Origin of the sequence: Pectobacterium atrosepticum (genome assembly GCF_000740965.1) — a bacterium.
GTDB classification, from domain to species: Bacteria; Pseudomonadota; Gammaproteobacteria; order Enterobacterales; family Enterobacteriaceae; genus Pectobacterium; species Pectobacterium atrosepticum.
In genome coordinates, this window is record NZ_CP009125.1 from 2,776,642 (window position 1) to 2,790,698 (window position 14,057).

The 14,057-nt window shown below is 51.2% G+C and carries 10 protein-coding genes; 8 read left to right on the top strand and 2 right to left on the bottom strand.

Features of this window, described 5'->3' with window-relative positions; translation table 11 throughout:
* Positions 1 to 9: 9 nt before the first annotated feature.
* On the bottom strand, positions 10 to 1,275 hold the full coding sequence (locus GZ59_RS12280) for a 4-aminobutyrate--2-oxoglutarate transaminase (RefSeq protein ID WP_011093615.1): 1,266 nt from the start codon (positions 1,273 to 1,275) through the stop codon (positions 10 to 12).
* Between the two features lie 147 nt (positions 1,276 to 1,422).
* Here GZ59_RS12280 and pdxR point away from each other — a divergent pair, with 147 nt between their 5' ends.
* The 8 genes from pdxR to GZ59_RS12320 all read left to right on the top strand — a co-directional run bounded on the left by pdxR (position 1,423) and on the right by GZ59_RS12320 (position 13,548).
* The gene (gene pdxR / locus GZ59_RS12285; protein ID WP_011093614.1) at positions 1,423 to 2,916 is read left to right on the top strand and encodes a MocR-like pyridoxine biosynthesis transcription factor PdxR; all 1,494 of its coding nucleotides are present in this window, start codon (positions 1,423 to 1,425) and stop codon (positions 2,914 to 2,916) included.
* 205 nt (positions 2,917 to 3,121) lie between these two features.
* Positions 3,122 to 4,216, top strand: a complete 1,095-nt coding sequence (locus GZ59_RS12290) for an ABC transporter ATP-binding protein (RefSeq protein WP_039292101.1) — start codon at positions 3,122 to 3,124, stop codon at positions 4,214 to 4,216.
* Between the two features lie 137 nt (positions 4,217 to 4,353).
* A complete protein-coding gene (locus GZ59_RS12295; protein ID WP_011093612.1) occupies positions 4,354 to 4,971 on the top strand; it encodes a LysE family translocator in 618 nt (205 codons plus the stop codon).
* 471 nt (positions 4,972 to 5,442) lie between these two features.
* Complete coding sequence (locus GZ59_RS12300) at positions 5,443 to 6,114, top strand: hypothetical protein (RefSeq protein WP_223250556.1); 672 nt, start codon at positions 5,443 to 5,445, stop codon at positions 6,112 to 6,114.
* Positions 6,115 to 6,333: 219 nt separating this feature from the next.
* Positions 6,334 to 8,193, top strand: coding sequence for a DUF1800 domain-containing protein (locus GZ59_RS12305; RefSeq protein ID WP_226302339.1), 1,860 nt, complete (start codon positions 6,334 to 6,336; stop codon positions 8,191 to 8,193).
* A gap of 16 nt (positions 8,194 to 8,209) precedes the next feature.
* On the top strand, positions 8,210 to 9,409 hold the full coding sequence (locus tag GZ59_RS12310; RefSeq protein WP_011093609.1) for a DUF1501 domain-containing protein: 1,200 nt from the start codon (positions 8,210 to 8,212) through the stop codon (positions 9,407 to 9,409).
* A 33-nt stretch (positions 9,410 to 9,442) separates the two neighbouring features.
* Positions 9,443 to 12,523 (top strand): DegT/DnrJ/EryC1/StrS family aminotransferase, encoded by a 3,081-nt coding sequence (locus GZ59_RS12315; RefSeq protein ID WP_011093608.1) that lies wholly within the window; start codon positions 9,443 to 9,445, stop codon positions 12,521 to 12,523.
* On the top strand, positions 12,520 to 13,548 hold the full coding sequence (locus GZ59_RS12320; protein ID WP_011093607.1) for an NAD-dependent epimerase/dehydratase family protein: 1,029 nt from the start codon (positions 12,520 to 12,522) through the stop codon (positions 13,546 to 13,548). Before GZ59_RS12315 ends, GZ59_RS12320 begins: the two co-directional genes overlap by 4 nt.
* A 177-nt stretch (positions 13,549 to 13,725) precedes the next feature.
* Here the strand turns inward: GZ59_RS12320 and GZ59_RS12325 are convergent, their stop codons facing one another.
* On the bottom strand, positions 13,726 to 13,974 hold the full coding sequence (locus GZ59_RS12325; RefSeq protein WP_011093606.1) for a GlsB/YeaQ/YmgE family stress response membrane protein: 249 nt from the start codon (positions 13,972 to 13,974) through the stop codon (positions 13,726 to 13,728).
* Positions 13,975 to 14,057 lie beyond the last annotated feature (83 nt).

Genomic DNA, 14,057 nt, shown 5'->3' on the forward strand with positions numbered 1-14,057 from the left:
GCTTCTCTTCTATCGTGTTAATACGCGCGTCAGGATGTTCATCGCTTTGCTGAACTGCTCATCAGGAACCGTCAGCGGATACAGGAAACGAATCACGTTGCCATGCACACCGCAGGTCAGCAGCAGCAAGCCCGCCTCTAATGCGCTTTTCTGAAATTGGCGGGTAATCTCTGCCGAGGGTTTACCCGTGTTCGGATCGTTAAATTCAGCCGCGACCATCGACCCTTGCGCACGAATCGCTACCAGTGCTGGACACTGCGCTTTTACTTTCTCCAGCGTTTCTACCAGTGCAGCACCCAGACGCTGCGCACGTTGGCACAATTTTTCTTCTTCAATCACATCCAATACCGCCAGCGCCGAAGCGACCGACAGCGGGTTACCCGCATAGGTGCCGCCCAGCCCGCCCGGCGATGGCGCATCCATCACCTCAGCACGGCCGACCACGCCAGAGATCGGGAAACCACCGCCCAGGCTTTTCGCCATGGTGATCAGATCCGCTTTCTCCGTGTAATACTCCATCGCAAACAGCTTACCGGTACGCGCAAAGCCCGTCTGCACTTCATCGGCAATCAGCAGGATGCCATGCTCATCGCACAGCTTACGCAGCCCGCTGATAAAAGCGGGCGGCGCAACATGAAAACCGCCTTCACCCTGTACCGGTTCCAGAATAATCGCAGCAACCTGATCGGCGGCGATATCGGTATGCATCAGACGTTCGACGCTTTCCAGTGCCTGTTCAACGGTAATACCGGTTTGTTCATTCGGATAAAGCGCGTGAAAAATGGAACCGGGGAACGGGCCAAACCCCGTGGAGTACGGTGCTACTTTGCCCGTCAGCGTCATGGTCAGCAGTGTACGACCATGAAACGCCGCGTTGAAAGCAATCACGCCAGGACGCTTGGTGTAAGCACGGGCGATTTTCACCGCGTTTTCCACCGCTTCTGCTCCGGTGGTAAAGAACGTGGTTTTTGCCGCGCCTTGAATCGGTGCCAACGCATTAATACGCTCGGCCAACGTGACATAGCTACCGTAAGGCACAATTTGATAGGCCGTATGGGTAAAGCGATCCAGTTGTTCGCGCACCGCAGCGACAATTTTCGGGTGGCGATGGCCGGTATTCAGCACCGCAATCCCGGCGGCGAAATCGATAAACTCGCGTCCTTCAACATCCCACAGGGTGCTGTTTTCCGCTCTCTCAGCATAGAAATCACACATGACACCTACACCACGCGGTGTGGCGGCCAGACGGCGTTGATTCAGTTCGCTATTCTTCATTGTCTGCTCCGGTATCCCAAATACATCTGTTATTAGTTGAAGATGGTGAGTTGAACGATGACAGGTCGTTGCAAGATGATGATGTCATTTAGACGTGAGATGGTTCTATAATCCAGTGCCAGTTTTGAATATTTGAAGGATCCACTTTTGCGCTCACTCCTGACCGACTTATTGCTTCAGCGTTTAGCCAATCAGCAAGATGGTGCGCTGAACAAGCGTTTGTACGACAGTATCCGGCTCGCGATTCTTGACGGCGCGATTGCCGCAGGCGTTCGTCTACCGTCGTCACGCGATCTGGCGCAACAGCTCGCGCTGTCACGTAATACCGTGCTAACGGCTTACGAACAGTTACTGGCTGAAGGCTATATCGAGGCGCGCAAAGGAAGCGGGACCTTCGTCACGGAACAGTTGCCCGACGGCAACATGCAGCCCGTGGATAGCGACAATACGGGGGAAATACGGGAACCTAAACACGAGCTTTCGCGTCGCGGCATGCATCTGCTGGGTTATGCCGGTGCCTCCGTCCGCCAATGGGGAGCGTTTATGCCCGGCATCCCCGATATCGCCAGCTTCCCTCATGATTTATGGCGGCGTATTCAAACGCGGTTGACGCGGCGCGTTCGTCCTGAACAACTGTCTTACTCGCCGATTGGCGGTTCTCCCGAACTCCAGTTGGCGCTGGTGGATTATCTGCGCGTCGCTCGTTCCGTGGAGTGTACGCCGGAGCAGATTCTGATTACTGAAGGCACCCATCAGGCGATGGATCTGCTCGCCAAAATGCTGTGCAATCCCGGTGATTTGGCATGGATTGAAGATCCCTGCTATTGGGGGATTCGCAATGTTCTGACGATTAACGGCCTGCGCATTGCTCCAGTCGATGTGGATGAACAAGGGCTAGTGCCGCCGGATACCCTGTTGCCCGACGCCGCACCGCGTTTGATTTGCGTGACACCGTCACATCAGTATCCGCTGGGTGCAGTGATGAGCCTGGCACGTCGTCAACGACTGCTGGCACTGGCACAGGAGCACGGCTGCTGGGTGGTGGAAGATGATTACGATAGCGAGTTTCGCTTTTCTGGCAGCCCAATCCCCGCACTGCAAGGGCTACAGGCGCAATCACCGGTGATCTACATCGGTACATTCAGCAAAACGCTCTACCCCGGCCTGCGCGTCAGTTACATGGTGCTGCCGCCGCTGCTGGCGCAGTCTTTGAAGACGGCACATTCCGAGCTTTATCGGGGAGGACATTGGCTAACGCAGGCAACGCTCGCGCAGTTTATCCGTGAGGGCCACTACGCCGCGCACATCCGCCGCATGCGCCTGTTGTATGCCAAACGCCGTGCGTTATTGACATCGCTGATCGAACAGCATCTGGGGGCGGATTACGTCGGAGATAACAGTAATGCCGGTCTGCACATGCTGCTTAGCCTGCCGCCCCACGTTGATGATGTTGTGCTGAGCGCCGCCATCCTACGCCGTGGCGTGATGGTCAAACCGCTTTCCAGCTACTACCTGCAACCGACGCAGCAGCGCGGTTTATTGCTGGGCTATGCCAGCATCGAAGAACCTCAAATGGAGCAGGCTTTCGCTGTGATTGTGACGTGTATTCAGGCGCTGAATACGCATGATTTGAACGCCTGACGGGGTGCATTTTTATAGGGCACAGCGATACAGCATGCTCGCACCATTAGAGTGCCACCTATCCATGACGCGCCCCATTACAGGGCATTCATCGTAGCAAGCGACGGCATTTTTGCCTGTCGTAGTATGACAATCCTCAGCTCTCTCGTATCCGGCATGGTTTATGCATCCTTATGAATAACAGTGACTGCCGGAGAGTGAAAAAATGAGAAATTATGTCAGCTTCAAGAACGTTCAGAAGACCTACGACGGCGACCGCCTGATCGTCAAAAACCTGAATCTGGATATTCGTGAAGGTGAATTTCTGACCCTGCTTGGGCCGTCCGGCTCGGGAAAAACCACCAGTTTGATGATGCTCGCCGGGTTTGAAACCCCAACGCAGGGAGAAATCCTGCTGCGCGATGCACCGTTGCATCATCTCCCGCCGCATCAGCGCGACATCGGCATGGTGTTTCAGAACTACGCACTGTTTCCACACATGACTGTGGCGGAGAATCTGGCGTTTCCGCTGTCCATCCGCCGTCTAAACCGCGTCGATATCAAAGAGAAAGTCGATCGCGTGCTGGATCGCGTAAAGCTGACTAGCCTAGCCGATCGCTACCCCGCACAGATGTCCGGCGGCCAGCAGCAGCGTGTGGCGCTGGCTCGCGCGCTGGTCTTCGAACCGAAACTGGTGCTGATGGATGAACCACTGGGTGCGCTGGATAAGCAACTACGCGAGCATATGCAGTTAGAAATCAAAGAGCTGCATCAATCGCTGGAATTAACCGTGGTGTACGTCACCCATGACCAGAGCGAAGCGATGACGATGTCCAACCGCGTCGCCGTGTTTAACGACGGCGTGATTCAGCAGATGGACAGCCCTAGCGATATCTACGAAAAACCGGAGAATGCGTTTGTGGCGCAGTTTATCGGCGAAAACAATACGCTGCTCGCCACGCGCGCCGAGGCCGAAGGCGCGTTCTACCGGGCAACGCTAGACGACGGCACATCGCTGCGTGCGCTGAAAGTCCGCCCCAGCTCGCCGGGTCGTAAAATCACACTCTGCATTCGGCCGGAACGTATTCACGTCAACGCGGCTCATACCGACGACACAATGCAGCATGTCAAAGCCCGCATTCAGCAGTTCATCTATCTGGGCGATCACGTCAGGATGATGACGGAAGTCGCAGGCCAGCCGCAGTTTATGGTGAAACTCCCTGCTAACGAGATTCAGCCGCACTGGAAAGCGGGCACCGAAGTCAACCTGTCGTGGCAGCCAGAGCACCTGCGCGCGCTGGATAGCATCATCACGCATTAATGGTGACGCATTAACCTCTTTCGTATTAGCCACTTTCCAGACCCATTCACCGGGCGCAATGTGCGCCCGTCTCACTGATTTCCAGCCCACACTATTGTATATCTCGCTAACAGACACACGGCTGAACTCACGACCTCATGGATATACTGTGCTTTATCATCGCGTTAACCCCGATCACATTATCTCCTGGAGCCAGTTTTACGCTGGCAATGAATAACGCAACCAGTGGGGGAATACACGCCGTATCGCGCATTATTATCGGTACTGCGCTGGGTATTTATACACATAGCTTACTGGCAAGTATTGGTCTCGCAGGGCTGCTATCCTTTTACCCTACGATCATGCATACCATTACCGCGATTGGTACGGGTTATTTGCTCTACTTAGCGTTTCGTTTGATAGAGAGTGGGTTGCGGGAGAAAAGTACAACCTCATGCAACAGCAGCAGAGTGGGTATCAAAGAGGCCTATTTGGCAAATGTTCTGAATATTAAAGCGATCCTACTTTATGTCACTATTGTTCCGCTGTTTGTGAATACCAAAGGCACCTCACCCGTGTCGCTTGCGTCCTACCTAACACTCGCTACCCTACACATTGTAATGATGTCGGCCTGGCTGCTATTTTCAGCACAGTTACTTATCCGCTCATCAGGCAGAATCAACCCCATTGCGTTGAAAAAAAGCATTAATATTGGTGGAGGGATCGTGCTGGTTGTTCTGACACTCTCTCCCTATATCTCAACTTATTTTTACTAGAGATAATATTCCCGCCGAAGTTAAGGCCATCGACCGAATCGATGTCTACTCGCGTCGCCGTGATTCAGCAGATGGACAGCCCCAGCGTTCTCTACGCGTTAACCATAATCGCTTTCCTCACTACCATGCACAAACAGCCTGAAGTTTGACGGATATATACTGGCCTTATTTTTAAGCAATAAAATATATACTAAAAAAGCATCTTGTGGATAAAAACAAAAGCAGCTTATATGTCATAGTATTTTAGATAATTCCATGTATTTTTTGAATAGACAGGAGGGAAACTCTCGTTAAATGAGGGTTTTATTTACCACAGCAACAACCCTGCACCATCGTAGGATGAATCCAACCAGAAATAAAATAGTAAAATGATAAAAAGGTTTTTTCATTATGCTTTCAAAATATAATAACCCGCCCATTATAAAAACATTTTATCGCCCCATCGAAGTGGCTATTCGGTGGAGTCATTTAATGTCGTCAGAATCTGAAATACTTAAAAAACTCGATGAAGACCCCCTGTTTTTTTTACATTACGCGTATCAAACATGGCCAAAATTGTCGTTAAATCAAGAAAGAGTGATTGATGGGCTTATCAATGGGGAATTGCGTCATAGCAAACGAGGGGTTACTAGTTTGACACCGGTAGACTTAAACGATCCAGATTTATCTATTCGACATGTCGATCTAAAAAACTGGATGATGTCATATTATCCGAACGAAAAGCCCGATTTTTTATTTTCCCCAGAAGAACGATTAACCCCGATAACAATAAACATGAATTCGGTGCAAATATTGCTAGCCGAATTAGAGGTGATGCGTATAAAAAATACCGCTCTTGAAGTTCAGCGAAATAATATAAAAAGCGATTATCTTTCACTAAACGCTACTTACGCATCAGTGATGATGCACCCTACACAACCCATACTCGGGGAGCGTAGTGAAAGTACGTATCTGACGATTATTGGCGCGTTAATCAGCCTATATAACCAACGCTCACCATCAGGCAAGGCCTATACACTTTTTAACTCTCAGGACGCTGTGATTTCTGCCTTAATTGCGCATTATGGCGATAAAAGAGGGATTTCCAAAAGCACGCTTGAAAGTAAGTTCGCTCAGGCAAAACGCCAGCTCAATGGCACGTAGTTCCTACCCTTGCCAGGGTCCAATCCACCCCAGTTAAGGTGAAAGCCGTATACTCTTTTTTGCATAGTAGGTTATCCGCATCATTCTATTACGCCATAGGGATAATCTACTATCATGCATAAACAGGATCGTTTTGTATTAGCGTATCGCCCATCATTTCACGCCCAGCGAATCTCACCGACCAGTAGAAAATCGCTAGTATCATCTTTTGTATTTCGCATGCCCTGCTTTCTCATTCTGCTGTGGACACTCACATTCAGCCCCCCAGGTGTTGCCTTAACGATCGCAGAAACACGACATCTGATAGATCGTACCGGATTTGGCACAACCCCACAGGATATTGAACGTTTCAACGATATGACGCGGGAGCAAGCCGTGGACTATCTACTGGGCACGCTCAATGCGCCTTTTTACACGCTTCCCCCGACTTTCGTGCAGCAACCTCATCCAGATTACTGGCAGGAAGGTTGGCGAGAGCAGAAAATGATTTTTTTCCGTATCAACGAAATTAACCAGCTACAGGCTTGGTGGGTACAGGAAATGATCCTTACTCCCACTCCTTTTGCCGATCGTCTCACGCTGTTCTGGCATAACCATTTCGTTTCCCGGTTTGACAATACCCTCATCACCGCGCCTTTTTTCGATCAGCTCACGCTATTTCGTCAAGCGGGTAGTCAGAGCTTTCGCCTTTTGGCACGAAAAATACTGCAAGATCCCATGATGCTCAGCGGGTTGGATAACACGTCCAATACACGCCAACATCCTAATGAAAATCTTGCTAGAGAATTAATGGAGCTCTTTACCCTGGGAGAGGGTAACTACAGTGAAAATGATGTCAAACAGGTTGCCAAGATTCTGGCAGGGCACGGTGTAAACGCCACGCAACAATGGCGTTATCAATTTGACGCCAGCGCAGCGGTATCCGGCGAAAAAATGCTGCTCGGCCAGAAAATTCAAGGAACGCCCGATGAAGAACTCGATCAACTTGTCGATGTTTTGTTGTCGCAACCCCAAACGGCAACGCGTCTGGCGGGGAAATTCTACCGAGCGTTTATTTCGTTAGAGGACGACCCTGAAACAGTATCGGTATTAGCGCAAGTGCTACGCAATCATGACTATGCGATGAAACCGTTCATGCGAGCATTGCTGCTCAGTCCCGCGTTTTGGCACGAACACCATCGTGGATCATTGGTCAAATCCCCATTGGATCTGATCGTCGGCTTTTCTCGCACGCTGTCACTGGTGTTACCCGATCAACACATCCTACTGGATTATCTCCAAAATTTGGGACAGAGCCCGTTTATGGCCCCCTCCGTAGCGGGATGGGAAGAAGGCACCGCCTGGCTTGATGGGAAGACACTGGTCGATCGTACCAGAGTGTTAACCCGGCTGTGGTCCGCGATAGAAAGCTCGCCGCTGACTGACAATACGAAGCTAATCGTGCGTTTTTCATCCGAAAGCCGTGGACTTCCTGCACGTTTTATCGTTACCGCGAATGGGCAACAGCTTGCCAGAATTACCGCCAAGCTCGGAGCAGATACCCGGCAAGAACAAGCGTCCAACGAACCGGGAAATCTGAAACCGATGTGGGAAACTGTCGCCATTCCACTCCCCAATGCGTCTGCGGTATTGGAAAATGTCACTATTACGATGGATGCTGATGAACCCGACACCCATTTATTTATCAATTGGATTTCCTTCAAGGGCTATCGTTTTTCCCCCTATCAGGCCAGTTGGATCATTCCGAATGGTTCTTCCTGCCTTGCCGACTCACCGTTAGGATCTTTTTACTGTAACTTAAGTTTATCTTTTGACCTCACCACCCCAATCAGGAGCGAAGCAGCCAGCCTGATCGATCGGCACGCTCCGCTCAACGCCAATATCGAATACGGTACGGGTCGCCTGAGGCCGCAATTTAGCCAATCGGGAAACCGACTCCCCGCCAGCATCACGCCTTATACCCGCATACCTGTTGATTCACTACTGGCTACCACACCTTTCGGGCAGCCCGTGCCACCGGATAACAGTGCCACGGCCTTAAAGGCACTGACGCTTGATCCCGCATTTAATCTGAAATAGATAAGGACATCTGCTTATGTCTACACCATTTACATTGTCACGGCGCGTGCTCCTCGGCGGGCTTGGCGCGGGCCTATTAACAGCCATGCTTCCCCTGCGCGGGTTTGCCCAAAACGCCATTCCCACAAACAAGCATTTGATCGTCATCGAATTATTTGGGGGAAATGATGCATTAAACACGCTGGTTCCCTATCGGGATCCACTCTATCGACATTATCGCCCTACGCTGGCGTTAAACGCTCACGAATATGCACCGTTAAGTGATGATCTGGCCTTTAATATCGTCTGGAAAAAGCTCGCTAATGTATTTCAAAAGGGGGAATTAGCGGTAATACAAGATGTTGGCTATCCGTCTCCCAATCTGTCTCATTTTAGTTCCGCCGCAATCTGGGCCAATGGTGCTGACACCCCAACGCTGAAGTCAGGCTGGGCTGGCCGCGTTCTGAGCACATCTTCACGTGAGGATCGCTATCATGATACTGACGGCATTATTCTCTCTGGCGATCAGTCTTTACTCATCCATCCGGCGATCCAGGCACTGACGCTTCAGGATAGTCGCGCCCTACTTAATGCCAATTTCACCCTACCCTCTGCCCACACGAATGATAGAAGTACGACGGCAGCACAGCATATCCTCCGGTTAATGGAGAGTACCAGCACGATAAGTCGCCGGATTCAAAATAAGCTGCGCAATCAGAACCATTTCACCCGTCGATTTACACAGGACGGCTACATTGAACCGCAAAACGCGCAAGCGGCAACGATACTCTGGCTGATAGAGAACAATGTCCGTTCACCACTATATAAAATCAGTTTGTCTGGCTTCGATTTGCATAGCCATTTACGCGGTGAACATGAACGCCAGCTCAGTAAAGTAGAGACGTTGCTGCTTGGGCTACGGCAAGGACTCATCGATATTGGTGCCTGGCAGGATAGCCTGATTATGGTGCATTCGGAGTTCGGCCGTCGGCCAAAAGAGAATGCATCGGGCGGAACCGATCACGGCACGTGCGGGCCGATGCTGCTAGTTGGCGGTCAAGTCGAGGGAGGTATCTGGGGAAATCGCAGCCCACTCGATAAGTTGGATAACGACGGCAACCCTTATTTTTCGACCGACTTCCGCTCGGTATATGCCACCGTCGCCGAACGTTTTTGGCGACTTCCCGCCGCTCAGGTTAGCGGAACATCGCTCTCCCCGCTGAATATTCATCTTTAACCCACCGCCTTATTTCTACAGGACACGCTTTCTATGCAGAAAACAATGACACCAAGCCATCCTCCGACAACGACAGACATGACAGACAGCAAAAACTGGCAGATGTTGGCAAAAATCCGTCAATCTTGTCGTGATAATATCCATATCAGTGGAGAGCTCCCCACCGGACAAACCGATATTCTGGTTTGCCTCACGCTGTATAACGAACCTGCGCCCATGCTTGCCGATACGCTGGCGGGGCTGGTGCGTAACCAGCAAGAGTTAACCGCAACGTTTGCCGATCGTCCGCCCAACATCATCATTTGCATCCTGCTTGATGGCACCAACAGTGCTCACCCATCAACCGTTTCACTTTTAGGGTCGCTAGGGTTGCTGCCAATGCAAATGCCCAGAGCGGATAGCCAGAATAATTCACTGACGCTTCAGGTCAGCGAACAGCCCGCCTCGCATATTCTGCGCTGCTGCGATCAATCTGACGCCATTGAAAACGCGGAGCAGAGCATTACGCTACTTCTTGCCAACAAACACCATAATGCAGGAAAGCTGGATAGCCACGCCTGGTTTTTCTGGGGCGTTGGAAGTGTCGTTAAAGCCGAGTTTGCTATGCAGATTGATGTCGGTTCGGTGACAGAATCAGCATGTTTGATACAGTTGCTACAACACATGTGGCGAGATCCTTATTGTGGGGCCATCACAACGCGCGTTATGCTCCCGGTTCCCACGAATGCAAACCTGTCTCAGAATTGGCAATACGCCGATTTTATCTGGGAAAAAGTCAGTGATTGGGCCATCGGCAGCGCTCTGCATTATCTGGAAGTGGTTCCAGGGCAATGCAGTATGATTCGATGGAGCCAATTTTGTGAAAACCACGGACATTCGCACGCGCCGCTCGACGCCTACCTGCGTGGGCTAATTCCTCAGAGTTTACTGGAGCGCAACCTGTTTCTCGCGGAGGATCGGGTTCTGGGATTTGAACTGACCAAACACCATAAAGGAAGCGGAGTACGTTATGAGCAAGGTGCCATCGTTCGTTCGGATCCTGCTCCCACCTTCATAGAACTTCTGCGCCAGCGACGGCGCTGGGTCAACAGTACTATTGCCGCTCGCTTGCACTCACTGTCCCGATTGCCTGCGGTGATGACACAGTCTTCTCTTTCGCCACTGCGGCGCTGCGGTATTGCGCTTTCTTTGCTTTGGGGAATGTTGCAGTTTATTGCTCAATTTATCATGCCGGCATTTGTCGCCATCTTGCTCGCCACTGGCGTACACCCACTTGCCAGCCATATCCTGCCAGATGCCGCACCGTCTCTTATCACCGCCGCAGCCATAGGTATGGCGCTGCTTTTCCTTGTCGTATGGATAAGCATCCTCTTTATGAGCCGCAGTACCACCTTGACTAGCGAGGTTGGCACACGCTACCACGTCTCAGCGATGTTGCTATTAGGTGCATTAATGGGGGGCGCATTCGTCTTCACGCTGCGGGTGGCACCCATACCGAGCATTGGCCTCATGGGTGTAGCACTTTTCTTGCTTTGCCTTGCAATTAGCCTGCATTCATTGCGCTATCTGCGACAGTTCATACGCTGGATGCCCCTTTACCTCATGCTATTACCCGTCTTCAGTCTCTATCTGACAACCTACTCTATCGCCAACATTAACGATGTCAGTTGGGGAACCAAAGGCTTGACTACTAATCATGTTGAGGAGAATAAACAAAAATCGTGGGCGGCCACACGCAACAAAGTGCTCTTTATCTGGAGTGCCTGTTCACTGAGCGCCGTGCTGCTGTTCTTGCTGACACTCCCTAACACGCAATGGATGTTCGTTATCCAATGTGCCTCCACGTTTTTCTGTGCCCGCATAATACTGTCATCCTCCGTCAGCATCGGTGCCAGTATCACCAAACGATTGCGGACTCTGCGTAAACACACCCCCATGCCGTTTGTCGATCGCGTTGAATGTCCAGTTTCCACCTCACTCCCTATCGTCAGGCCGGTTTTTCCCCCTTTCGCGTCATTCGCTTCGCTGATCAAAGAGAGTCTTACCTCCGGCCATGTCACGAACAATGGCCCCTATGTTCGTCAGTTAGAAAGCCGATTAACTGAATATCAATCGGTCCCCACACGCGTATTCTGTAACGGTGAGCAGGCGCTCATTACCCTGTTACTGGCCGCCGACATTCGGGGTAAAGACGTCATTGTTCCCTCATTTACCTTTGCTGGCACGCCCCATGCGGTTGTTATGGCTGGGGGAAACCCCGTGTTTGCTGATATCAAAAGCCGGGATTGCCCGCTGCTGGATGCCAACGATGTCGTGCACCGCATCACGGCGAATACCTGTGCGATTGTCGCGGTGGACGTGTATGGTTACGCCAGCGACTATTCCGCCTTGCAAAAAATTGCGCGAGACCACGGACTGCGTCTGTTTATCGACAGTGCCCCTGCGTTTGGTACTACGATCAATGGACAACGAACCGGTGGTTTCGGCGATGCACAGATTTTCAGTTTTCACGCAACAAAGCCATATAACACCATTGAAGGTGGCTGCCTATGCAGCCATGACGCAGAGCTTATCAAGCGTGCCGAAGCGATACGCAATTTCGGGTTGGATGCATCAGGCATCTGCGTATCTCCTGGATTAAATGGCAAGATGAGTGAACTCAACGCGATTATCGGGCTGGCGCAGCTTCCTTATCTGGAATCGCAATTAACGTGCCGCCGACAAGCGGCGTCACATCTGATTGCAGGTATAACGTCCATCCCCGGCCTTACACTCTGCTTACCTCCCGAGGGCCAATCCCCTGTCTGGCAGTATCTACCCATTCACGTAGACGCAAAGCGCTACGGTATGGATCGTAACGACCTGCAACACGCGCTGCATGCCCAAGGGATCATGGTGCGCTGCTATTACGCCCCAGCCTGTCATCTCATGCCAGCCTACGCAGGGGAGCATCAGGCCACGCTCCCACAAACCGAACACCTGTCTGCCTGCGTTCTGGCATTGCCAATTTACAACGACATGACGGAGAAAGAATGCGAACGCATCATTACCTCGCTCCGTGCAGTCGCCCTTTCTCCCATCACTCACCACGCGGCTGAAGGAGTATACGCATGAAAAACACGATTCTGGTCGCTGGCGCAGGTGGCTACATAGGCATACCGCTATGCCATTTATTAATTAATCAGGGATATCGCGTGGTGGCCTTCGATCGCTTTTTCTTCGGCCTTCCTGTATCAGAAATGCCACAATCACCAGAGTTCCATACGTTACGTGGCGATATACGCTACATCACCCCCGATATATTGCACAATGTTGAAGCCGTCATCGATCTCGCGGGATTAAGCAACGATCCTGCCGCACAGATATCATCCACGCTCACTCATGCCATCAATTACGAAGGCGCTTGTCATCTCGCAAATACGGCGAAAAAGGCGGGTATTCAGCGCTATATCTATATGAGTTCCGCCTCAGTTTATGGTCGTTCTGGTTCAACACCCGCAGATGAAGAGACAGAGTGCCAACCACAGAGTCTCTACGCGGAGCTGAAACTCAATGTGGAACGTGAACTTCTTCGACTGCGTGATACCACCTTTCATCCGATCATTCTGCGCAATGCCACCGTGTTCGGCCTCGCGCCTCGCATGCGTTATGATCTCTCCGTCAATATCATGACGCATATGGCTGTGCGGGATAAATTCATTGCCATTGATGGTGATGGTCTCCAGCAACGTCCGTTTATTCACGTTAAGGATGTCGCTCGTGCCGTACTACTCACCTTACAGCTTAATCGCCCGCTTTCGGCGCCACCCGTATTTAATATTGGTGGCGACGTGTTAAATCACAACATCAATAGCATTGCTAGCATCATCGCTGAGGAAGTGCCCAACGTGAAAATCGTTCATCGCCCGCAATCTCTGGATACCCGTGATTATCGACTCTGTTTTTTCCATGCGAAAAACACGTTAGGCTTTTCACCGACACGCAGCATTCGAGATGGTGTAAGAGAAATTGCGCATGTCCTGACTACCGATCAAGAGGCAGGAACACAGCCGACCTGCTTTACTGCACAGTGGTACACCGATTTGATTGAGTGGGAGAAACGCTTACAGCCTTTGCAACTAGATGGACACCTCTTTTAGGTATTAACAACAGAAAGCACGTTGCCCCTGAACCGGGGCAACGGATACATACTCTAAATAATTCAAGTTTCAGGAAGGCGGCAAGGGAAGGAATCCCGATGAGCTTACTCAGGTAAGTGATTCGGGTGACTAAACGCAGCCAACGCACATGCAATTTGAAGTATGACGAGTATAGAATTAATCTCGAATCTTGCGGTAAACCCACAGCACAACAATCGCGCCGACAACCGCGACGACAAAGCTGCCGAAGTTAAAGCCATCCACCCGACCGAACCCAAAGAAAACGCTGATGTAGCCACCCACAACTGCACCGACAATCCCGAGTAGCACCGTCAGGATGAAGCCACCGCCGTCTTTACCGGGCATAATCCACTTAGCCAAAATCCCCGCAATCAAGCCAAAAATAACCCAAGACAGAATACCCATACTTACTCCTCGCGTTTTCGTTTCACCACACCCAGCTTGCAACTCGTTGGCAAGTCGGGCAGTTAAGCAAGTATAGGTGAGGA